Consider the following 23,490-nt stretch of genomic DNA (forward strand, 5'->3'; position numbering starts at 1 on the left):
GTAAATATTTTAAAGTAATGGGCGAGCTATCGAGAGCTTACAGCTCTCGTAACACTCTAAAGCCGAGGTAGTTGGCTGCTGTTGAAGGCGCAACGTATAGCTCGTTAAATGCTTTGGCCTCTTCAGGAGAGAAGCTCCAAGCGCCACCTTTGGCTAGGCCCTTTTGAACGGTTGTCCACTCCCATACATTGCCGACCATGTCGTAGAAGCCTGTTGGCGTTGGCAGGAATGACTTAACTGGAGATGTGCTAACGTTTGACCAAGGTGTACCCGCCCAGCCTGTATTGGCTTTGCCAGAGCGGAATTCGTTGCCCCACCAGAAGTTGGTGTCTTGGCCTGCTCTTGCTGCAGCTTCCCACTCTTGTGGCGTTGGCAAACGGTAAGTAAAGCCTGTGTTTTTAGATAACCAACGAGTATAAGCTTTGGCATCATTTTGGCTAACACAAACGACCGGCGAGTTATCTGCTTGCTTAAAGCCTGGGTTCTGCCAGTCATTGTCTGAAACGGTTGTGATCTCTGCATTGACGAACGTATCGCAGGTGTTCATCAGTTCTGCGTCTGTCTGGTAGCCTGTGCTTTCAACGAATGCTTTAAAATCTTGAACACGAGTCGGAGTTGCGGCTAATGCAAATGGCTGTTTGATGGTCACTTGCTTGGCATTGTTTTCACCCAGCAGGTAGCGACCAGATCCAACCACAATCATTTCAGGGCTCTGAATGTCGTTACCCATAGGGTCGGCAAACTTAGTGCCGACATTCAATGAATTCTGTTTGGCTTGTAGTACGGCTCTTAGGTTGTGATCGCGGGCTATCTTCAGCTCTTGATGGAAAGAAAGGTAGCCTTCTTTTTCGATCGTGACCATGTGCTGGCCTGTTGGCAACATCACTTCAACCGGTGTGCTGCCATAGTTCACGCCGTTGATAGAAACATTGTCGTTGTATTGATTGGAACGCACCACCAAGTTAACCCAAGCGACTTCTTTTTGCTGGTCGTTGGCTTGTTGCTCGCTTTGCGTGAAACAGTTTGATGATTGAATACCAAGCAGACGACAAGGTGTGTTCTTATCTGGGCGTGTTTCTAGGTTCGCCGCAATCACCGCTCGGTAACGGTTATCTTCAGAGAAGCCAGAGGATTTCACTTTGTGTTGCAGAACGTGAATATTCAGCGAAGCAGACGCAAGGTGCTCTTTCACTGTGTTCGATTCAGTCGCGTTATCTACCAGACTATGTTGGAACTGTTTTACCGCTTTTTGCAGTGCCAAGGTCACCGTTTGGTCTGAACATTGCGCCAGTGTCATATCGCTACTGCAACGGTTAGTAAAGCTCACGGTTTGCTCTTCCGTCTGAGTGATCTCGTTTCTTAGTCGTTCTGCTCTTGCTCTTAGCTTGTCTTGATTTAGGGTTGCGATTGAAGCTTCTGCCGTCGCTTTCTCGACTTGAATAGCCTCAAGTTCCATCACCAAGCCTTGTTGCTTCTGCTCAGAGTCTGAAATCGCAAGCTTGCCTTCTTTTACTGTTTTCCACGCGTCTTGGAATAGGCTTTGAGCTGGCGAGATATCGAAATCGGGATCATCAATCATGCGCGTGTAATCTTGCTCTAGGCTGGCTTTTGCCTTTGCGAGTGTTTGCTCTGCTTGAGCTGATAACTCAGCTAGACGTGCCGTTTGCTGCGCCTGATTGTCGACTTCGTTTTGTTTGTCGGCTAATTTCTTTTCAACAGCCGTTAAGTCGGCATGCTTTTCAAAAAGTGAGCTTTCAATGTCGGTGACAGATGACGCGATCGCTGGTGGTGTTGCCTCAGCAAAAACAGCTGGCGTCATTAAGCATGGAGCAAGTGCAAATAATAGAGTAGGAAGACCTTGGCGCATGATGGGCTACTTCAATCGTAATTTAGGTTAATCGAATATTCTAAACGAGAACGCCATTTCGTCTGCAGCTACTGTTTATAACGATAAAACAAGGTTATAACGACCATACAAATTTGTAACGATCATACAGTTTATAACTATCAACAAAATGGCGAGTGTTCATTCAGCTTTGTGAAATAGGCACGGCTATCTGATATCGAGCTAAGCGTTTTGAATTGGCTCAGGCTCTATATACAAAGGGTGTTTAGCTTTCTTTGCTAGGAAGAAGCTTAACCCAAATCGTGTCGCTGCCGTTGATGGTAACTGTGCGGTTGTAAGACTCGTAACCTTGTTTTGAAATGGTTACTTGGTGACGACCACTTGGTAGCGCAACCTCAAGAGGGGTGCTGCCATACTTAATGCCGTTGATGGTTACTGAGTCGTTGTACTGATCAGAACGTACCGTCACGTTAGCCCACTGTTTGTCACTCTTCTTAACGACTGCTGCGTCACTGCCTGTTAAACAGTAGCGAGTCGAAACATTCAATAGGTTACATGCTGCAACTGCTTCAGGTTTTGCTTGAAGTTGAGCTTGCATCTGCATGAAGTAAGAGTTGTTACCAGAGAAGCCGCTCTTGATCGCTTGGCTGTCTTGAACATGGATATTCAGCTGAACACCTTGTAAGTTTTGCTTCGCAAGTGTGCTTTCTGTGAGCTGCTCAAGTAATTGGCTCTTGAACGTTTGCACGGCTTTTTGATTGGTCAGGTGTTTACCCTGTGCAGTACACTCACCAAGTGTCATTGTTGATGAACATGTGGTGGTATAGCTGGTTTCAAGCACCGCACTTTCACGCAGTTCTGTTGCGATACGTTTTACGCGAGCTTCAACTTTTGACTCTCTCAAGTTTGCCAGCTCATTATTCAGGCGAGCTTGCTTTTGCTTGATTTGAGAAAGGTGAATTTCGCTCTCGTTGATCGCTTGTTCGTTATCTAGCTGAGACGATTGATTCTCTTTAACCGCAGCCCAAGCGTCTTGGTAACTTTTCTGGAAAGAGACTAAATCTGTTTCTGGATCTTCAAGCAAGCGACTGTACTGTTTGTCGAGTACAGACTTGGCTCTGTTACGTTTTGCCTTAAGTTCTTCACCTTCGCGCAACAACTTGCTGTTCTTGTTTTGAAGTTGTTTTAGGTTTTCAGTCGCCGATACTTTGGTTGCTGAAATACGCTCAATATCTGAGTTTTTCTCTGTTAGCTTTGCATCGATAGCTGAAACGGGATCGACTTGATTCAGTTCTTCAGCGGATACCGATGCAGATACCCAAAGTGGGGATAGCGCAAGTAAAAGCGCTGAAATTCGAAAGTTAGTCATAGGTCCCTGCAACTTGTAGATTGAAAATTGGCTCGTTAATAAAGTGTCTACTTCCTAGTTGTGAGTCACTAGTTATTAGCAATTAACACAGTACCCGTCTTTATACCGTTTTATTGCTATCCAATCTACTCAAAAGCCAAGTTTCGGTACTTCGGATACACTTTTTACAGGCTTATAGCCAATTATTTGAGCTATATAAGAAAATTTATTCATTATGTTGGCGTGAAAAAGCATTTATTGACCACATGGTTTTTCGTGCTTGTGTGATTGCTGGTGAAGTCCCTAAACTCGCCGGAACGATTGGTTTTACAATGCCCGTAGTTTGTACGCTCTTGATCATCCTTCCGGAGGCATGATCAAGGTGATCGCGATAATGATCTTTTCATTCTCGCGAGCAAATAACTCTCATGAGCATTTACAAATTCATCTTATGCGCATTTAAGAGTATTATTCTTACTATGTTGACCCGAGTATTTTTCTGTCATGTCTAAACCTTTACCCTTTCCTAACCTAGACCTTTCTCCGCTAGGCCTTACTGGCCCTCGTCCTGCTGAGATCATCACTTTGCCATCGCATATGGATTGCCACGATCATCATTATTCTCAGGTGGTGATTGGTTTAAAAGGTCAGGCGGAATTTGAAGTGAGTGGTAAGGGGAATCTTGTTGGCCCAGGACAAGGTTGTGTGGTGACAGCGAGCTCTGATCATGCTTTCGGCGGAGTGGTTGGTCAGTCGGATATTCTCGTGCTCAACATGCCTATGCCAACCGATGATGACCCTCTGATGCTAGAGAAGATTAACCAGTTAGAATCATCGAACGTCTACTTCCAATTAGATGCGCAAATTCAAAAGCTTATCCATATGTTGGTGCAAGAGATGCAGGCCAGTCCTGATGATCTGTTATTAAGCCGTGCGTGCAATGATACGGTGATTGCATTGATGCAAAGGCACATCTCGGCATTTGAAACCTCAATCAAAGATTCACGCTTTGATCTTGAAGCGTTGGATCGCTACATAGAACAGCACTTAGCAAACAAGATCTCCGTCGCGCAGCTTGCGGGTAGTGTGTTCTTGGGTGAAAGCCAGTTCCATATGTTATTCAAAGAGCAAATGGGCATTACCCCTCACCAGTATGTTCTTGGTAAGCGTATCGATCGTTCTCGCCGTTTAATTGAACAGGGTAACCTTAGCCTTGGTCAGGTCGCTGAACTGGCTGGTTTCTCCGGTCAATCTTCCTTTACTCACACCTTTTCACGCCTTCAAGGCATGTCACCATCCCAATACAAAAAGAAAATTTCTGTTAAATAGTGAAACAAAACGGCATATTATTTTAAAGTTTCATATGTGACCTTGTGTTTGTTTTGTTAATAAAGCGAGTTTTTAGCAAAAAACTCGGAGTTTTTGACAAGTAATCCTTATATACTCTAAATACACTGCAGCCATTGTAGAGATCCCGAACTCTTTTCGGGTGTGAGATTAAGGAAAACGCATGTTTACAGCTACTGATGTGTTAAAGCCAGAATTCAATGAGCAGTCGCTTGCTGATCTTTGGACGCTTATCTCACCATTATATATGGTGGATGAAACCCAATGGCTAGAGCAACTTCTGCCGCTAGCTACCCCTTCTGAGTCTGAAAAGCAGCAAATTACAGACAAAACGACGTCGTTGATTGAGTCTATCCGTGCGGATAAAACATCTATTCAGATGATCGACGCCTTGTTGCTTGAATACAGCTTAGATACTCAAGAGGGCATCTTGCTAATGTGTCTGGCGGAAGCCTTGATGCGTATTCCTGATTCGGCAACCGCTGATGCGTTGATTCGCGACAAACTTAGCGTTGCGGATTGGAAATCTCACCTGAAGAATTCTGACTCGGTTTTTGTTAACGCATCAACTTGGGGCCTAATGCTAACAGGCAAGGTGGTTGGACTTTCATCTAAAGAGCAGAGTGCAGGTCAAGCGGTTAACCGTTTAGTGAACAAGCTTTCTGAGCCGGTGATTCGTAAAGCGATGCACCAAGCGATGAAGGTGATGGGTCACCAATTCGTTCTTGGTCGCAGCATTGCTGAAGCGCAGAAGAACGGTAAGTCTATGCGTGACAAAGGTTTTACCTACTCATACGACATGCTAGGTGAAGCGGCACTGACCACTGCTGACGCAAACAAATACTTCAAAGATTACCTAATGGCGATTGAAGCCGTAGGTCGAGACAACTATGTTTCTCCACAATCGAAGGTCTCTTCAAAATCTAGCCCAGCGCCATCTGTGTCTATCAAGCTTTCTGCACTTCATCCTCGTTACGAAGTGGCGAACGAAGACCGCGTACTGACTGAGCTATGCGACACGCTAGAGCAGCTACTACGCCGTGCGATTGAGCTTGATGTTGCGATTACGATTGATGCAGAAGAAGCGGATCGCCTAGAGCTTTCGCTTAAGTTATTCGAAAAACTGTACCGCAGCGAGCTAGTGAAAGGCTGGGGTAAGTTTGGTCTGGTTATTCAAGCGTATTCAAAGCGTGCGTTACCGGTTCTAGTTTGGCTAAACCGCCTAGCAAAAGAGCAGGGTGATTTGATCCCGCTTCGCCTAGTGAAAGGCGCGTACTGGGACAGCGAAATCAAATGGTCACAACAAGCGGGCTTTACTGATTACCCAGTTTACACACGTAAAGAAGCGACAGACGTAGCTTACCTTGCATGTGCACGTTACCTATTGAGCCCAAGCGTTCGTGGCAATATCTTCCCGCAGTTTGCGAGCCACAATGCTCATACGGTTTCTGCTATTGCAGTAATGACCGATCATAAAGACTTTGAATTCCAACGCTTACACGGCATGGGTGACTCGCTTTACAACCATGCGATGGAAGCTTACCAACAGTCAGTACGTATTTACGCACCGGTTGGCAGCCACAAAGATCTACTGCCATACCTAGTACGTCGCTTGCTAGAAAACGGCGCAAACAGCTCGTTTGTACACCGTCTAGTTGATGCACGTTGCCCTGTGGCAGAGCTGACTCAACACCCAGTCGATATGCTTCTGGCGTTCGATACATTAAACAACACTAAGATTCCTCTGCCTCCAGCGGTATTCCCTGAGCGTAAAAATTCATACGGTGTGAACATTGATATCGAAAGCGAAGCGCATCAGTTTGAAGAGCAAGTAAAAGGCTTCTTAAACAATCAATGGACTGCGGGCCCTGTGATCAACGGTGAATCTCTTGCCGAAAGCATGATCAAGGCTGATCAGAACGTTGAACAAGTGACTGCACCTTATGATCGTCGTATTAATGTGGGTCAGGTGGCTTTTGCTAACCTTGATCATGTTTCCGTAGCGATCACTGGCGCAGACGCAGCATTTGCTGATTGGAACGCAACTTCAGTTGAAACCAAAGCGGCAGCGCTTGATAAGCTGGCTGACCTGATGGAAGACAACCTTGCTGAGCTGGTGGCAATTTGTCATCAAGAAGCAGGTAAGACGATTCACGACAGCGTTGATGAAGTGCGTGAAGCGGTCGACTTCTGTCGTTACTACGCAAAACAAGCAGATAACCTACAAGGTTTCGAACTAAAAGGTTTTGATGGTCAAACACGAATCGCTTCTCGACAAGGTCGTGGTGTGTTCGTTTGTATTAGCCCTTGGAACTTCCCTCTAGCGATCTTCCTTGGCCAAATTACAGCAGCTTTGGTTGCGGGTAATACGGTTGTGGCTAAGCCTGCCGAGCAAACAAGCTTAATTGCAGCTCGCGCAGTGGAATTGATGAATGAAGCGGGTTTCCCTGCTGGCACGATTCAGTTACTACCTGGTCGTGGTGCTGAGATCGGCAGTGCACTCACCAGCCATGATGCAATTGCGGGCGTTGCCTTTACGGGGTCAACACCAACAGCACAACGTATCAACGTGTCATTGGCAAGTCGTAACGCTAAGCCTGTTCCGTTTATCGCGGAAACCGGTGGTCAGAATGCGATGATCGTCGACAGTACCGCACTGCCTGAACAGGTAGTCCGTGATGTTATTCGTTCGGCATTCGCTTCAGCAGGTCAACGTTGTTCTGCACTGCGTGTGCTTTACATCCAAGAAGACATTGCAGACCGTGTAATTGCATTGATTCACGGTGCAATGGACGAGCTGAGTGTTGGCATTCCACATCTTCATAAAACGGATGTGGGCCCAGTTATCGACCAAAACGCGAAGCAGAAGTTGATGACGCACCTAGAAAATATGACTAAGACCCAGAAGAAAGTGGCTCAACTTTCTCTAGGAGCGGATTGTGAACATGGTGACTTTGTTCCACCAAGTGCATTTGAAATCGATGACATCAGCTGTTTGAAAGAAGAGCAGTTTGGTCCTGTACTGCATATCGTTCGCTTCAAAGCGAGTGAACTGGCGCAAGTGGTAGACCAAATTAACCAAACCGGTTTTGGCTTAACCATGGGCATCCACAGCCGCAACGAGACAACTTACCGTTGGATCGAAAAACACGTTCGTGTGGGTAACTGTTACATCAACCGTGACCAGGTCGGCGCTGTTGTTGGTGTACAACCATTTGGTGGTCAAGGCTTGTCTGGTACTGGCCCTAAAGCGGGTGGTCCTCACTACCTATACCGCTTTACTGATGTTCATTTCTCTCAATCACAAGACAAGGCATAAGGAGCAGTATCATGGTTCATCAAGTGACAGGTTTTTCTGATGCTTTGTTAGCGTGGGAACAATGGAATCTTACCGATTTTGATCATAAGAGTGCTCAGGTACTTGCATTCAAATCAGAGATCGAAAGCCAATCTGCGCCTTTGGCTGCTGTGGCGACTTATCATCTAGAGCAAGCGTCTGCACTGCTTTCTGAGCATCACCTCATGGCGGGGCCTACGGGCGAAACCAATGAGCTGTATGCTGCAGGTCGTGGCGTGGCTTTGGTGATTGTTGATGATTGCGAAGAGAAAGTGCCAGCACTGCAAACAGCAACCGCGATGATTACCGCAGCACTATTAGCGGGTAACAGCGTGCAACTGTGCAGTGATGACGTGCAGTTCAATACCTTAATTGCTGACGCCGCGAAACAAGCGAATCTACCAACTAACTTGGTACAGGTTGCCTCGTACGACGCTGCTCAACAGCTGCTGTCTTGCGATGTACGAAGTGCGGGTTACGTGGGTAATTCACAAACGGCTCAAGCTATCAATTTACAACTTGCTAAGCGTGACGGTGCAATCGTCGGTTTAGTAGCTGAAACGGATCTAACGGCAATGAATGTTGCTAATGATCCACACCTATCGCTGCGCTTCATTACCGAGCGTACGCGAACTATAAATATAACAGCCGTGGGCGGTAACGCGACCTTGCTCGAACTTGGAAGCGAAGCTCACTAACCTTCAGTAATACTGGCTCTAAACACTTTTGTTTTTTTCCATTTTGGTTTTCTCCATCTTTGGATTTAACTCATAGTGCTTTGGAGCCTGAATACCTAACTCAATGCATTTGCTTGCCTTTACGGTGAGTGCTTTGCATTGAATTAGGCATGGAAGGCTTTCTACAAAATGAGGACTATCAAATGATAGAAAACAGTTTTGCAATAACGACGACGTTCATTGCGTATCTAATTATGATGCTGGCAATCGGTGTTATTGCTTACAAACGTACATCTAACTCAACTGACTACTTCCTAGGTGGTCGTTCGTTAGGTCCATGGCCTGCTGCACTTTCTGCTGGTGCATCAGACATGAGTGGTTGGTTGCTACTTGGCCTACCAGGTTACGCTTACGCTGCTGGCTTTGAAGCATTCTGGCTTGCTGGTGGTCTACTTGTGGGTACTTGGGCTAACTGGTTAATCAGTGCTAAGCGTCTGCGTACTTACAGTATTACAACTGAATCACTGACGTTGCCTGAGTTCCTATCTCGTCGCTTCAATGATAACTCTAAGCTGATCCAAACAATTTCTGCTTTCTTTATCCTTTTATTCTTCCTTTTCTACACAAGTTCAGGCTTGGTAGCGGGTGGTAAATTGTTTGAAACGGTATTTGGCCTAGATTACACAACAGCGGTAATTATCGGCACAGTATGTGTGGTTTCGTACACCCTGTTTGGTGGTTTCCTTGCGGTATCTTGGACTGACTTGGTTCAAGGTCTACTGATGTCTGCTGCGCTATTGATTGTACCAATCGCAGCAATGAACGGTGGCCTTGGCCAACTGTCTACTGACCTACACAACATTAACCCAGAGCTTCTAACGCTATGGAATGATGCGAAAGGTGAACCACTTTCTGCTATCGCGATCATCTCGCTAGCGGCATGGGGTCTAGGTTACTTCGGTCAGCCACACATCTTGGCTCGTTTCAAAGCAACGCGTAGCAACAAAGACCTAACAACCGCGCGTCGTATCGCGGTGGTATGGACTGCACTGTCTATGATTGGTGCAATGCTGGTTGGTCTTGTTGGTCTAATCTACGTGACGAACTCGGGCGCACCTAAGCTAGACGATGGCGAGAAGATCTTCATGCTTCTTGTGAACGCGATGTTCCACCCAGTAATCGCAGGTATCTTACTTGCTGCAATCCTAGCGGCAATCATGAGTACTGCGGATTCACAGCTACTTGTATCTTCATCTGCACTAGCAGAAGATCTGTATAAGCAAGTACTTAAGAAAGATGCGACGTCTGAAGAGATTGTTCGTGTAGGCCGCTTCGCGGTTATCCTAATCTCTTTGATTGCACTTGTACTAGCGATGACGCCAGACAGTTCAGTACTTGGCCTTGTGTCTTACGCATGGGCTGGTTTTGGTGCTGCATTCGGCCCAGCTATCGTATTGAGCCTGTACTGGTCTCGTATGAACCGTAACGGCGCTCTAGCGGGTATCGTGGTTGGTGGTGTTACGATTGTTCTTTGGAAGCAGTTCACGGGCGGTTGGTTCGATGTGTACGAAATCGTACCGGGAATCATCCTATCGACGCTTTCTATCGTTATCGTGAGCCTAATTACTGGCGAGCCTGAAGACGAAGTTAAGAAGCAACACGCTGAGTTCGAGAAGAACCTCGTTGAGCTAGACTAATTTACATTGTAAAACAGATGTGAATTAGCAAAGAACATGAGCTAAAAACAATAGAGTCACTTCGGTGGCTCTATTTTTTTATGTGAGTACGACCTTTGTCTTATTTCAAATTAAGTTTATTCGAGGTTTTCTGATATTGAAATGGGGGTTTACAATGTAAATCGAAGCGGTAGGATCTTGCGTGAGAAGGGAAAGATCAACTTACTCAATGGCGTGTGATGTCAAAAAATAAAACAGAAAAATGGCTATTTTTTGAACTTGGCGCTCACTTTTGTCATTAGCTCGGTGAATTGTGGAACCGAATTGGACATGATGTGTCAATTGTCAGTAACCACTAAAGACCTATAGGACAAAGGTATGCCTGATCTCTATTGCAAAGGATGTAAAAAAACAACACTACATAAGTCTATAATGAAACGTTGTGAATCAGAGCCCGAGACAGCTTCTGGCCGTATGATGCAATGGACGTCAAAACTATTTAGTGGAAACCTGTACTACGATATGGAAACTCAGCACTTCTGCCGCACGTGCAATTGTCGTTGCGAAACAGGAAGTACTGTACCCCAAATTGGTTTAGCTTAACTTACAGTAAGCGCTCACTAACTTAGATCAAAAAACCTCCGTTTTAGGAGGTTTTTGCGTTTCTATGCGGCTTTGAGTGCTAGCTCGGCAACAATGGCGTCGCCATCAATCTTCACATCCCAACCATAGTTTGAGTATTCATTTGCTAGTGCCTGAGCAACATCTTTTGATACCGTTACGTGTGTCCATGAACCAATACCGTAAGGTTTATATGCGAGTTCTTGCGTTTTCATAATAGAGTCATCCTTTCTCTTTGATAATTCTATTATTCACTTTGGCCTATATCCTTTCTTTCGTTTCCGGCTCAACTTATTTGTTAATCGGGTCATTTCTATAATAATTTGTTAATAACCAGAGTTTGATTTATAAGGGTTCTTATCTATTTGTATGTGTTTATATCTGGCGTGAATATCATCCGTGCATTTAGTTTTTAAATGTGTGAGCGAGGTTTTCTTCGATTGCACTTGGTATGGAATATACTGAGCGGAATTTAGAATGTTTAAGGAATGTTATGTCTCAGCATCAGCTCGATCGTATCGATAAAGAGATACTAAGAATTCTGCATATGAAAGGGCGTTTACCTGTTGTTGAACTGGCAAAACAGGTCAACCTTACGACGTCACCTTGCTCTGATAGACTCAAGCGATTGGAGAAAGAGGGCTACATCACGGGCTATCATGCTGAGCTTTGTTCAGAAAAGCTGGGACTCGATGTTCAAGTCTTTATCCATATCCGTCTCGATCAGACTAGCTTTTCGATCTTCGACAAATTTGCCCAAGCCGTGGAAATGATGCCTGAGGTGGAAGAGTGCTACTCACTGTCGGGTGACTTTGACACCATGATCAAGGTTCGAGTGAAAGACATGAAGGCGTACCAAGCGTTTATGGCAACGAAGTTGGGCACCTTGCCTGGTGTGATTCAGACACGTAGTGAAGTGGTGATTGAAGAGCATAAAAAGGGCTTCGGCGTGAACCCTGAGTTGTTGGCAACTCTAAAATAGTGGCCTAATTTCGCTTACCAACGTGATTTAGATATAAAAAATGGAAGCAATAAGCTTCCATTTTTTGTTGAGCGTCAGATAAAGAGCAATCCGATAAACTTGTTCGCCTTAAAGCGTAATGGCCGCAGAGATTAAGCCAATCACACCACCGAATACACCGCCCCAAACCACAAGCCAGCCAAGGTGTTTCTTGATCATGGTCTGAACCATCTCTTTAACCAGCTTAGGTGTTAGTTCATTCAAGCGCTGATCGATGATCGCCTCAATGTTTTCTTTGATTTCATCCATCATCGCAGGCGATTCTAGCTCGTCTTTGATGGCATTTTTTACAGAATCACTCTTGCTGATTTCAATCACAGATTCTTGCATCTTCTCAACAAACGGCGCTTTCATTGGCTCTAGTGCTTCTGTGCCACCAAACATTGCCAACATACCGCCAAACTGAGAGTTCTCGATAACATGCACCAGTGAGTCGAATGCAGGGTTAAAGTCGATCTTCTGAATCACAGGCTCTAGATTGAGCGACTTTCCTGTCATCTCGCTGCTTAGGAAGCGGTCGATGTTACTTTCTGTAAAGAATTGCTCCATCATCAGTTGCTTGATGGCTGCCTTGAACTCTTCAAAGCGTGCTGGAATAACGCCTGAACCGTATAGGCCGGGTACTTTCTCGAACAACATGTGAATCGCAAGCCAGTTGGTGATGGCACCAGAAAAGGCGAATAGGCCTGCGTAAAGCAAGTATTGGTTTGCTGTCGCATAGCCGCCAGCAAGCAGTGCTAACGCAATAACGTTAGTTAAGACACTTTTGTTCATGGTTGATCTCTAGAAAGAATATTGCGCGCATTTTAAGAAAAAAACGCCAAGAAAAAAACAAAAGGATCGATGAAGTTTATTGGACAGGTAGCAAAGAGCGCCAAATAGCAGGCATAAAAAAGGCTAGCCTCCCCCCGAAGTCTAGCCTTATTCCAGAACGCGCAAGCGAGGCGTCTTTGGTGTTAATGTCATTATATAATTACGACATAACATTCTGCCATGTGTAATTTACCGCTAATAAACAAATTGCTGTGAATCACATCGCACTTTTAAAATAGCACAAAAATTAAGCGTTTGTAGCTTGCTCAAGGTCATCGGCAATGAAGCCACCGGTTTGGTGATTCCATAGCTGCGCATAAATACCATTCTGGTTAATCAGCTCTTGGTGCGTGCCTTCTTCTACGATATTGCCGGCATCAAGCACGATCAGGCGATCCATCGCTGCGATGGTCGACAGGCGGTGTGCAATCGCAATAACCGTTTTGCCTTCCATTAGCTCAATTAAGCTCTCTTGGATGGCCGCTTCTACCTCAGAATCGAGTGCAGAAGTTGCTTCATCGAGAACCAATAGTGGTGCATTTTTCAAAAGAACACGTGAGATAGCGACACGTTGACGCTGACCACCCGAAAGCTTAACGCCACGTTCACCTACTTGAGCATCATAGCCCACGTTGCCAAATGGGTCGGTAAGCGTTTCGATAAACTCATGCGCGTGCGCTTGTTTGGTAGCTGCGTAAACTTCTTCATCTGATGCTTCAGGTCGACCGTAAAGAATGTTGTCTTTGATCGAACGGTGCAACAGTGAAGTATCTTGGGTCACCATACCGATGTTGCTGCGCAGCGAATCTTGTGTCACTGTTGAGATCTCTTGACCGTCAATCAGGATGCGACCACTCTCTACATCGTGGAACCGCAGCAGTAAGTTAACTAGGGTAGACTTACCTGCACCTGAACGGCCCACTAAGCCTACCTTTTCACCCGGTTTGATGTTGAGGTTTAGGTTGTTAATCACCCCCTTATTCTCACCGTAGTTAAAGCTGACGTTGTCGAAATGAATGCCACCTTGTGGAACATCCAAAGGCTTTGCGTCTTTCTTGTCTTCGATAGCGATGGGCTTAGACAGGGTTTTGATACCATCAATCACGGTACCTAGGTTCTCAAACAGACCACCAATTTCCCACATGATCCATTTCGACATGCCGTTAATACGCAGAGCCAAGCTGACCGCAATCGCGATTGCACCCACGGTGATTGCGCTATCTAGCCATAGGTAGATAGAGATACCCGCAATGCTGAACACCAATAGATAGTTAGCGAATTCCACGCAGATGTTGAAGCCGGTTACCAAGCGCATTTGACGGTGCACAGTATCTAGGAAACCTTCCATGCCTTCTTCAGCGTATTCGGTTTCACGTTTACTGTGTGAGAACAGTTTAACGGTCGCGATGTTGGTGTAGCTATCGACAATTCGGCCAGTCATCAGTGAGCGAGCATCCGCTTGCTCAGACGATACGTCTTTGAGTTTCGGCACATAGTACAGCTGAATACCGATGTAGACGAACAGCCAAATCAGCATTGGGGCCATTAAGCGCCAATCCGATTCGGCAAGCATGAACAGCATTGCGGTGAAGTAAACCGTCACGTAGACAAACACATCGACCATCTTGGTCACGGTTTCACGGACAGCAAGCGAAGTTTGCATCACTTTGGTCGCGACACGTCCGGCAAAGTCGTCTTGATAGAAGGATAAACTTTGCTTCAAGAGGTAACGGTGCGCCAACCAACGAATCGACATTGGATAGTTGCCAAGTAAAGTTTGATGAAGCAACAGTGAGTACACACTGATCAAGATTGGCATTACAACCAACAGCAAAACGCCAAGCCCCATTAGAGTGGATTGGTTGTCGGCTAAGAAGGTTTCTGGGTTGCTTGTTGATAGCCAGTCGACTAATTGCCCCATGTAACCGAACAGCGCGACTTCGATGATCGCGATGGTCATGCTCATCAACCCGAGCAAAATTAATGGTTTTTCGAAACCTCGAGTGTAATGGCGGCAGAATGCCAGTATGCCAGTAGGAGGTTGTATCGGCTCTCCCTTTGGAAAGGCTTCAGTAAAGCCTTCAAATTTCTTGTACATAGATTTCCCTTTATAAACTAGTGCATCTATAAGCGACTGCATCGTTGGTGCAGCTTTGTTTTTATGGTCTTGATTCGAAATTTAACTGTCTTAGTTTGAAATTATATAAGCGCCCATGGGTTCTTATCAGTATTAAGTCATTCGATGGATTTTGTTCTAGCGCCTATTTAGGCACTTGGCTTTAAAACACTAAAACTTTGTCTAAGCGATACAGGAAAGGTCGAAAGAGTGTCTTTCATGACGCTTATTTTAGATTGAATTAGACAGGAAAAGTTAAGCTTATTTCAAACGTAATTGATTGTTATGCAACGGTGATAATCCTAACGTTAAATGGATTGAATTGTAATCAAAACTCGTGATGGGCGAGAAAATGGAATCAGAATATTTATCCATAAAGTGACTTAACGAATATGCATACAGTTGGTTCTTTCTGATGTGCTGTTATCTTGCAGTAAAAATTACCGATTAATCTAAGATCTGCAGTAATTGTTTGGGATAAATATTCAAATCAATATTCTTTTCAGTGAATCTTGTCGTAACAAGTTGTTTACAATTCTGAAGTAAATAAAAGATAGGGACGGTTGAAATGTTAAACCTACACAAAAAATCACTTCATATCACTAATGTTCAAAACGCCAATTGCGTTGTTATGGTGCCACCAAAAGAGTTTAAATTTAACGAAGAAACAGCACGTGATAACGAATTTCAGCACAGAGTTAATCTGACCGAAGCTGAGGTGAAAGTAGAAACGATGGCCGAATTTAAAGCTATGGTCGCTTCGTTGCGTAAAGAAGGTGTGCAAGTTGTAGAGTTTGATTACCCAGAATTGGGCGTTGAAACTCCGGATGCTGTTTTCCCAAACAACTGGTTCAGTACCTGTAGTGATGGAAGCTTATTCACGTTCCCTATGGCGTGTGAAAACCGTCAGAATGAAGTTAAGCCAAATGCTCTTATTGAAGCGTTAGAAGCGTCGGGTCGCATTGTTAACCATAGCGAGTCTCTAGAGTCTTACATCGCGCAAGGTTCTTATCTAGAGAGCACGGGCGTGATGGTTATCGACCATATCAACAAGACCATCTACGCTGCGCTTTCTCAGCGTTGTGACCGCGAAGTGTTAGAAGATTATGCGAAGCGCATTGGTTATTCTCGCGTGGTCTCGTTCCAAACGGCATTACCGTCTGGCCAACCGATTTACCATACCAATGTGATGATGGCGATTGGCGATAACTTCTGCGTGATCTGTGATGAAGTGATTCCTGAGTTTGAACGCCGCTTTGTGGTGAAGTCGCTTGCTAAAGATAAGCAGGTTATCTCTATCTCAATTGATCAGATGAACCGTTTCTGTGGCAACATCCTGCAGCTTGAAACCGTGAATGGCGACAAGGTGATCGCGATGTCTCAATCGGCTTACGATGCGTTTTCTCCAGCCCAGTTAGCTCAGCTTTCGACGCATGGAAAACTGCTGCCATTTAACGTGAAAACGATTGAAGACATTGGCGGTGGTTCGGTGCGATGCATGTTGGGTGAGGTGTTCCTACCAACACGAGTTAATCGCTTGTAACAAGTATAGAAAGTATAACAAGCACTCACTTTCAGTAATGAATCTTTGAATACCACTCTTATCGCAGAGTGGTATTTTTGTTTTTGTCTTTCACATATAAGAGAACAGAGCTCGATACAGGAGTCAACGCGCAAAAGCTAATGGAAATAAGCTATGAAGCGTCCTTAAAAGCTCTGTGTTCGATGAACTGAGCCGACAGTGTTACGACTTCTTTGGAGTAGACAAGCGCCGTGTGGTTGAGTTTGAGGGCGTAAGTATCCGTTGCTCCTCTCAGGCTGGCGTCTTCGAGTGTGACTGTGCCATCGCCCGGGTTTCTTCCCAGAACAATACGTCCGACTCCGGCGTCGTAGGTACCTGTAATCACGCCAATCGGCACATCAATATCGTAGTCACCCAGGCCATCGCTTAAGATCATTTTGCTCGAACCAAATATAAAACCAAGCCCATGATTCGACAGTGTTTTGGCGATAGTTGCCCCATTGTGCGGCGTCCCTGCGGTAATAATGCAGGTGTCGGCAAAATTGGGCTGATAAAACTTAAAGTAGTGACGAATGAGTAAGCCACCGAGTGAGTGACCAAAGAAATAGACCTCATCGTATTCATTAAAGCGAGCATTCACGAAGCGATTGAGGCGTTTGGCTGCAGAAGGGAAACGCAGCGAGTTGTAGGCAAACTTGTGCGTTGTAAAGCCGCGTTTTTTGAAGTTTCTATCCAGATATAGCATGATCAACGCAGGCATATATAGACCATGAATTAAAACTATATGTTTGTTTTTATTATTCATTATTGCCCTCCGACTGATGGTGTTTTCAGTATATGGAGTCGCAATTCTAAACTCAACAAAACTTGCTGTGAATGGGACACAATAGACAGAGATGTACGTTATAAACAGTGCGTTCGTCATAGAGAAAAGGTGGGTTAGTCAGATCTCACTCCACCATACACATCTATGGTTAATCCGCCTTGTTTGGCGTAAGTATTGGGTGTTAGACTTTTTACCTTATTGAAGCTTCTCTCTAATGTCCTTTATCGCCAAGTTTTGCAATCCATGTCGAACTAAGCTCTTTTAATATCTTACGAATCAGTTCGCTGTGTCTATCTGTTTGACTTGCCGATATCTAAGGCACCAGTAGATCTTATGATTCTGAATTTTCAGTTTTGGTTAGCTCAGTATCACCTGCTTCACTTTTTGCTTCCGGTTCAACCAAAACTTTGATTACGCCTTTTTGTAGGATCAGGTTATTAGGGTAGGTGATAATGTTGCCCGAACTGTGTCGAAGAATAACATGGAACATGGTGATATCGATGATCACACCGCTGATGTCTTCGTCTTTCTCCGCGACTCTTACTCTGTCGCCAATGCGATAAGGGAAGACGAAAAATATTAGTACGCTGGCTGTGAGGTTACTTAGAATCGACCATTGCGCGAATAAAGCGACACCCAGCACCGCAAATATCGAAGACAAGAACAGAGAAATATCACCAAAACCCAAGTTAAGAACAATCGTAAACACAGCGATGAAGAGTAGAAACAGAACAATATTGAAACACTTAATCACGAACTGCTTTCGCTTCAATTCGACACGCTTATTTTCCGCTAATGTTTCTATCCAGTTCTTACCTAAGCGTTTGATCACCCAATACACAGTGATAAGAAGTAAACCTAAAACTACTTGTCTAAGCCACATATTGGATTGCAAAAACTCAACCATTAAATAAACCTCAATTTTTTCAAAATAACGACCTCTGCCGCTATGACCACGAGCAGCCCAACGCAAAATAGTGGAAATGCTATCGGGTTATCTGTTCCGGGTATCCCAGCGATATTGACACCCAGTAAACCGGTGAAAAACCCAGCAGGGAGGAAAATACCTGCAATGATAGAAAATAGGTACGTATTTCTATTCATTTTTTCAGCTTGTTGCTGACTTAGGCTCGCTAAAAATACATTAATTTGTTCGATGTAAAACTCAACAGACTCGTTAATTCTCAGGATGGTATCAAGGCTGTTCTTTATATGACTGTTGTGCTTACTCAATGGCGCAGGTAGGTCACTCATTAAATCTTCAAAAACGTATTTCTGTGGCTTCAAATAACGCCTTAGTCTGAGTAGCCTTGAATGTAGAGCGTTAATGGATCTTATGTCGATATTGGATGTAGATTCTAACTCGTCAATTAATAGTTCGACGGGTGCTAGGAAGGTTGAAATGCTGTGGTTGATTCCACGGATCATGCCCAACAACACATCAGGTAATGATGTAGGGCCTTGGTTTTGTTTGAGATCAGATATCAGATTACTGACCGCTTTTGAAGGAACTTTACGTGTCGATATTAAAGTGCCTTTGTACCATAAGATGCGTAGGCTAAGCATGTCGTCAGGGTTAGCACCTTCGTTTAGATTAATGCCTCGCAGAATCATCAAAAAACAGTCGTGGCCAAATTGTTCGAACCGAGGGCGGGTGTCATCGGTGAGTAATGAATCGATGATGGCATTTGGAACCGTATTACTGTGGAGCCATTCTCTCAAACCGTCAGCATCTCTTTGGCAGTGATACCAAGTTGATTGCTCGAATGAGGCTGGGCTGGTGGTGTGTTCATGTGCCACCCCCTCAGAAAATTGCCAGCTTGAAATTATGAAAGCGTCCATTCATTTGTCCTTAATGATATGACGTAAACATTGATATTAGGCGCCATTCAGGCGCGGTATTGAACTGAGCTTAATCGTGGTAAGTTCAATGAGCGATGTGAGTGAGATGAAGTCTAATAAGACATGTTGGTCTTTGGAGTACGACGGACTCTTCCATTATTGTCTCTATTAAATGTAGCTCATTGTTTCGTCGTTATAAATTAGCACTCTGGCTCCATGTTAGCGACAAAAAAAGAAAAGACCGAGGTCTTTTCTTTTTAGGGGGGGGTGCGGAGAGCTTGCTCAGGCAACTCGAGTTTTCCGATGGTTTACATAAGCAAAAGCACTAGCGACAAGAAGCAAAAATGTCTTGGTTCTCTCGGTATTCTTTGGTTTGCACGTCCATTAGGCCAAGCAAGGAGTCGAACAGGTTATCGTGAGAAAAGCTCTGCTCTTTGCCTGCCTTTCTCAAGCAGGTTTGGTTTATTCCTTTCTGTTCTGCAAAGCCATCAGACATCCACATGATCATAGGAACGTGGGTTTGCTCTTTCGGTGCCAATGAATAAGGCATGCCGTGCAAGTAGACGCCGTTTTCCCCTAAAGATTCACCGTGGTCAGAAATGTACATCAGCGCCACGTTGTACTTATCGGTGAGTTTCTCTAGCTTTTGAATAGCCTGTGAGAGAAAGAAATCCGTATACAAGATGGTGTTGTCGTAGGTGTTTACCACTTGCTCTTTGGTGCAGTTTTCAATATCTGCACGAGCGCAGTCAGGCGTAAACTTCTTATGTTCTTCTGGGTAACGCTCAAAGTACGTTGGGCCGTGAGAACCCGAAATATGATAGAAAATGATGCTATCTTGTTTAAGATCTTGAGTATCTTGCTCGAAGTTCTCTAGCATCGCCGTGTCGTAACACACATCGTTATTACACAATGGATCGCTGTTTTTGGCGATGAGCGTCATCTCTTGGATTCGATGCGCGACAGCTTTATCCCCACCATCATGCTCTCTCCAGATAGAGTGGATGCCCGCGCGGTTCATAATGTCGACTACGTTATCTTGGTTGTAGGCTTTGTCCCGATCGTAGTTGCTGCGATTCATGTTCGAGAACATGCACGGTACAGAAACCGCGGTGGCTGTTCCGCACGACTGAACATCAGAGAAAAATATCGGGTTGTAAGGCTTGGTATGAGCGTTGGTTTCTCTCTCATAGCCATAATACTGGTAGTTATACACGCGAGCAGTCTCGCCAAGTACAAACACCAATAAGGTCGGCTTGCTTGCCGTTTTTGCTTGTGGTTTGAGTTGAGCATCTAAGCCCAGTTCTTGATATGGGATGGGCTGTTTGATGTAGGTGTTATTGATGTATTTCACCGTTGATGCCACATACTCAGTCGGAATGATCATCTTTTTGATGTGCGAGTTATTGCGGCCAAACGAGACGTAATCTTTGTAAAACAGTCCTGCAATAATCGCGATGACAATCAATGAAGAGAGCAATCCAATCGACTTCCAGACAAAGAAATCTTTCCATGACTCTCGCTTAAGCTTGGTAAAGAGTAGCAGCAGTGACGGGACAATCCCCATCGCAAATAACCACAAGATGGAGTGGGTACTTACATAGCTTGCTGCTTCGCCACTATTGGTTTCGAAGACGTTCTCTATCATCCCATAGTCTACATAAATGCCGTAATTGAACATGCTGTAGCTGACGAGTGTTGAGGTGATCAGCAAGAAGATAAAAAATGGCTTGGAGAATATCGGCCAGTTGAAGACTTGGAAGATAAAATTGAAGGCAGCAAGGAAGAAGATAGGGATGGATATAAGAAACGCAACGCTTTCAGACTTGGATGCCTGAACAATACTAAACAGCTCTTGGGTGAGAGGTAGGTTGATTACAAGCAGGTAATACACGGCCAACACAAAAGGCAGCTTGTTTATCGACATGTTTAAGCTTGGTAGATTCATAGGTCTTATTTTCCTGCGTCTCTTATCCCTTTATTTTAGTCTGGCTACCAAGAAAGCTCTAATATCAACGCATAAAGCTCAGATAGGCGGCGATAAACCGACTAAAGTGAAATGACGCGATAGGTGTGTAGAAACAAAAAATTCACTTTACTGAGTGACCTTCATGACAAGGTGGAACAGCAAAGTGAATTATTTATGTTAGGGTGTTCTACGTAGGCTCGCTACATTAGAAGTTGTAAGAACCACCTAGGCTAACACTGCTGAATGCCAGTGTCTTATCTTCGGTTTTGAATGGACCGTAGTAGTTTTCTACGCTCACAGCATCAGCTTGTGAAATTAGGCGAAGTGTTAGGTTTTCGATTGGCGTGTATTCAACACCCAGACCAAAGTGGAAACCTGTACCGCTGTCATCAGCGTAACCAGCACTCTTATTTGCGTTTAGGTCAACAGAGCTAAGACCAGCCAATACGAACGGACGAATTGTGTTGTCGAACGTGTAACCTAGGTTTGCAGATACAGAAACAGACGTCGGAGACATTTTTTCTGCACCTTTTTTGTAGTCAGCGTAATCGTTGTAGCCAAGTTCAACACCAACAATACGATTGAACTGGTAGCCACCATATAGGTTGTAACCCATGCCGTCTGAGTCTAGGTTGCCTTGACCGTCTGTATCAGAATCTTGGTACACACCAAGGCCACCACCGATGTACGCACCGCCGTTAGTGCCTGCTGCTAATGCTGGAAGAGAAACCGCGCCGATTAAGCCCAGTGCTAATGCTGATTTCGCGAATTTGTTCATTTTTGTTACTCACTCTTTAATGTCATGCAGTATCAATTATTTTTGTTTTCGGCCTTTCGACCGTTGGTGAGTATTATTCCGTAGTCTTATACGTATTACTGTATGGCTTTGTAAGCTAAATCGTTACATAGTAGAAAACATACTCATCAGATTGCTTAGTAAGTTAGGCTGCCAAAACAAGGAATACACATGCTAATGAGACAAAAGACAGGCTTGGTGGTTGTGGACGTTCAGGGCAAGCTCGCACGCCTTGTTGATGAGAGTGAGACACTTATTTCTAACTGTCGGAAGCTGATTAAGGGCGCGCAGGTTTTGGGGTTGCCCATCATTTACTTGGAACAGAATCCAGATAAATTGGGAGCAACAGTCAGCGAACTGAATGACTTATTGAGCGATGTTGAGCCAGTAACTAAATTCACGTTCAACGCGTGTGATGAGCCCAAGTTTGTTGAGGCGGTGCAAGCCAAGGATGTCGAGACTTGGCTGGTGTGTGGTATTGAAGCTCATATTTGCGTGTATCAAACCGCAATGGGGTTGTTAGAACTTGGGTGCAAGGTTCAGGTAGTTGGCGACTGTATTAGCTCGCGAACGGCACTCAACAAGGATCTGGCAATCCGTCGACTAGTAGCTGTAGGCGTGCAAATTACAGGGTTAGAAATGAGCTTATACGAGCTGGTAAAGGACTGCCGCTCGCCAGAATTTAAGCTCATTTTATCCTTAATTCGTTAGTCACCTAGGGGCTGTCTGTCGCCCCCACCTCGGTAGGAATCTAACGCAACCTTCAAGCGACGCAGTTTGTCGCGCGAGCGGTTCTTGTGATTGACTGCGATTCCCATAGAAAGCACATCCACTAACGCCAACATAGCGTAGCGAGAAGCCGACGGCTTGTAGATGAAGTCGGTTTCCATATGCTTGATGGGTAACAAGATATCGGCAATTTTTGCTAGCGGTGTATCTTGTGGGGTAATCGCAATGATCTTAAGTCCGTACTGCTTAGCCAGCTCTGCCGTTTCTGTGATCACTGGTGTAAAGCCAGTCGCAGAGATCATCACCATTACGTCATTAGCATCTGCCGTGGCAGCAACCATACGTGACATCAAGCCATCGTTGTACGACACCACTGGGTAGCCTAAACGAAACAGTCGATGTTGCAGCTCTTGAGAAGCAATGGTTGAACCACCACCCATACCAATAGCAATGATCTGTCTGGCGTTATGCAGCCAGCTGACTGCGGTTTCAACGTCTTGCTCTTTGAACAAGGTGCGGTTGATGTCTAGGCTTTGCTTGATCGATTCGTAGATACCTTGATAACCCGTTTGGTCAACCGGTTCGAGGATAAAGCGCTGGCCAACGGTTAGCGTCTGAGCCAACTTAATCTTCATATCACGTACGTTGCTGCAACCGATCGCTTTAGCAAAACGTGTAATGGTGGCTTCACTCACTTGAGCGCTTTCAGCAAGCTCTGTGATGCTGGCATTGGCAGCAAAATCAATGTCGTCCATGATCAGCTTAGCGACTTTTTTCTCTGCATCACGAAGAGCGGGAAAACGCTCCGTTATCTGTGAAATGATATCTACTTCTAAACTCAAGAATCCTGATCCTTTGTTGATGGGGCTAATCGTTATCACCTAGTTATTAAGAACCTAGCTCGTAAGAAGTAAGCTCTTTAGCTTTTTAGCCATTTAGCCATTTAGCCATTTAGCCATTTAGCCGTTTAAAACTAAGCGTTAGCCCCGTTAGTATATCTTATT

Annotated in this window: 19 protein-coding genes and 1 pseudogene; 8 read left to right on the plus strand and 12 right to left on the minus strand. The window is 44.8% G+C overall.

What is annotated here, in order from left to right:
- Positions 1–37: 37 nt before the first annotated feature.
- Positions 38–1,867, minus strand: coding sequence for a formylglycine-generating enzyme family protein (locus F0229_RS08970; protein WP_171732675.1), 1,830 nt, complete (start codon positions 1,865–1,867; stop codon positions 38–40).
- Between the two features lie 244 nt (positions 1,868–2,111).
- Complete coding sequence (locus tag F0229_RS08975) at positions 2,112–3,215, minus strand: PEGA domain-containing protein (RefSeq protein WP_017065149.1); 1,104 nt, start codon at positions 3,213–3,215, stop codon at positions 2,112–2,114.
- A gap of 483 nt (positions 3,216–3,698) precedes the next feature.
- On the opposite strand from F0229_RS08975, the gene F0229_RS08980 reads away from it, so the two are divergent.
- The 5 genes from F0229_RS08980 to F0229_RS21880 all read left to right on the plus strand — a co-directional run bounded on the left by F0229_RS08980 (position 3,699) and on the right by F0229_RS21880 (position 10,834).
- Positions 3,699–4,523 (plus strand): AraC family transcriptional regulator, encoded by an 825-nt coding sequence (locus F0229_RS08980; RefSeq protein WP_017065150.1) that lies wholly within the window; start codon positions 3,699–3,701, stop codon positions 4,521–4,523.
- A 181-nt stretch (positions 4,524–4,704) separates the two neighbouring features.
- Positions 4,705–7,860, plus strand: a complete 3,156-nt coding sequence (gene putA / locus F0229_RS08985; RefSeq protein WP_171732676.1) for a bifunctional proline dehydrogenase/L-glutamate gamma-semialdehyde dehydrogenase PutA — start codon at positions 4,705–4,707, stop codon at positions 7,858–7,860.
- An 11-nt stretch (positions 7,861–7,871) separates the two neighbouring features.
- Positions 7,872–8,576 carry a 1-pyrroline-5-carboxylate dehydrogenase gene (locus F0229_RS08990; RefSeq protein ID WP_171732677.1) on the plus strand — a complete coding sequence of 235 codons (705 nt, stop codon included), beginning with the start codon at positions 7,872–7,874 and terminating at the stop codon, positions 8,574–8,576.
- A 149-nt stretch (positions 8,577–8,725) separates the two neighbouring features.
- On the plus strand, positions 8,726–10,252 hold the full coding sequence (gene putP, locus F0229_RS08995; RefSeq protein ID WP_171732678.1) for a sodium/proline symporter PutP: 1,527 nt from the start codon (positions 8,726–8,728) through the stop codon (positions 10,250–10,252).
- A gap of 357 nt (positions 10,253–10,609) precedes the next feature.
- On the plus strand, positions 10,610–10,834 hold the full coding sequence (locus F0229_RS21880; RefSeq protein ID WP_080582233.1) for a hypothetical protein: 225 nt from the start codon (positions 10,610–10,612) through the stop codon (positions 10,832–10,834).
- Between the two features lie 62 nt (positions 10,835–10,896).
- Here the strand turns inward: F0229_RS21880 and F0229_RS09000 are convergent, their stop codons facing one another.
- Positions 10,897–11,067 carry a hypothetical protein gene (locus F0229_RS09000; RefSeq protein WP_017061196.1) on the minus strand — a complete coding sequence of 57 codons (171 nt, stop codon included), beginning with the start codon at positions 11,065–11,067 and terminating at the stop codon, positions 10,897–10,899.
- 278 nt (positions 11,068–11,345) lie between these two features.
- Here F0229_RS09000 and F0229_RS09005 point away from each other — a divergent pair, with 278 nt between their 5' ends.
- Positions 11,346–11,834, plus strand: coding sequence for an Lrp/AsnC family transcriptional regulator (locus F0229_RS09005; RefSeq protein ID WP_004732526.1), 489 nt, complete (start codon positions 11,346–11,348; stop codon positions 11,832–11,834).
- A 108-nt stretch (positions 11,835–11,942) separates the two neighbouring features.
- Here the strand turns inward: F0229_RS09005 and F0229_RS09010 are convergent, their stop codons facing one another.
- Both F0229_RS09010 and F0229_RS09015 read right to left on the minus strand, forming a co-directional pair.
- Positions 11,943–12,647: a hypothetical protein gene (locus F0229_RS09010; RefSeq protein WP_017065155.1), complete on the minus strand. Its 705-nt coding sequence runs from the start codon at positions 12,645–12,647 to the stop codon at positions 11,943–11,945.
- Between the two features lie 286 nt (positions 12,648–12,933).
- Positions 12,934–14,784 (minus strand): ABC transporter ATP-binding protein, encoded by a 1,851-nt coding sequence (locus tag F0229_RS09015; RefSeq protein WP_171732679.1) that lies wholly within the window; start codon positions 14,782–14,784, stop codon positions 12,934–12,936.
- Positions 14,785–15,370: 586 nt separating this feature from the next.
- Here F0229_RS09015 and F0229_RS09020 point away from each other — a divergent pair.
- The gene (locus tag F0229_RS09020) at positions 15,371–16,345 is read left to right on the plus strand and encodes an arginine deiminase-related protein (protein ID WP_017061193.1); all 975 of its coding nucleotides are present in this window, start codon (positions 15,371–15,373) and stop codon (positions 16,343–16,345) included.
- A gap of 151 nt (positions 16,346–16,496) precedes the next feature.
- Here the strand turns inward: F0229_RS09020 and F0229_RS09025 are convergent, their stop codons facing one another.
- The 6 genes and pseudogenes from F0229_RS09025 to F0229_RS09045 all read right to left on the minus strand — a co-directional run bounded on the left by F0229_RS09025 (position 16,497) and on the right by F0229_RS09045 (position 21,739).
- The gene (locus tag F0229_RS09025; protein WP_171732680.1) at positions 16,497–17,129 is read right to left on the minus strand and encodes a triacylglycerol lipase; all 633 of its coding nucleotides are present in this window, start codon (positions 17,127–17,129) and stop codon (positions 16,497–16,499) included.
- 134 nt (positions 17,130–17,263) lie between these two features.
- Positions 17,264–17,481, minus strand: a pseudogene (locus F0229_RS22055) (AraC family transcriptional regulator); the annotation flags it as partial.
- Positions 17,482–18,057: a mechanosensitive ion channel family protein gene (locus F0229_RS09030; protein WP_017070158.1), complete on the minus strand. Its 576-nt coding sequence runs from the start codon at positions 18,055–18,057 to the stop codon at positions 17,482–17,484.
- Entirely contained in the window at positions 18,057–18,992 is a 936-nt protein-coding gene (locus F0229_RS09035) for a CorA family divalent cation transporter (RefSeq protein ID WP_017062015.1), read from the minus strand. The genes F0229_RS09030 and F0229_RS09035 overlap by 1 nt, the downstream gene beginning before the upstream one ends.
- A 325-nt stretch (positions 18,993–19,317) precedes the next feature.
- Complete coding sequence (locus tag F0229_RS09040; protein WP_171732681.1) at positions 19,318–20,940, minus strand: phosphoethanolamine transferase; 1,623 nt, start codon at positions 20,938–20,940, stop codon at positions 19,318–19,320.
- A gap of 226 nt (positions 20,941–21,166) precedes the next feature.
- The gene (locus tag F0229_RS09045; protein ID WP_171732682.1) at positions 21,167–21,739 is read right to left on the minus strand and encodes a porin family protein; all 573 of its coding nucleotides are present in this window, start codon (positions 21,737–21,739) and stop codon (positions 21,167–21,169) included.
- Between the two features lie 189 nt (positions 21,740–21,928).
- On the opposite strand from F0229_RS09045, the gene F0229_RS09050 reads away from it, so the two are divergent.
- Entirely contained in the window at positions 21,929–22,468 is a 540-nt protein-coding gene (locus F0229_RS09050; RefSeq protein ID WP_171732683.1) for an isochorismatase family protein, read from the plus strand.
- On the opposite strand, the gene F0229_RS09055 is transcribed toward F0229_RS09050, so the two are convergent.
- Positions 22,465–23,328 (minus strand): MurR/RpiR family transcriptional regulator, encoded by an 864-nt coding sequence (locus F0229_RS09055; RefSeq protein ID WP_017062019.1) that lies wholly within the window; start codon positions 23,326–23,328, stop codon positions 22,465–22,467. The genes F0229_RS09050 and F0229_RS09055 overlap by 4 nt on opposite strands.
- Between the last annotated feature and the right edge of the window lie 162 nt (positions 23,329–23,490).

The organism is Vibrio sp. AIC-3 (assembly GCF_013114515.1).
GTDB lineage: Bacteria > Pseudomonadota > Gammaproteobacteria > Enterobacterales > Vibrionaceae > Vibrio > Vibrio crassostreae_C.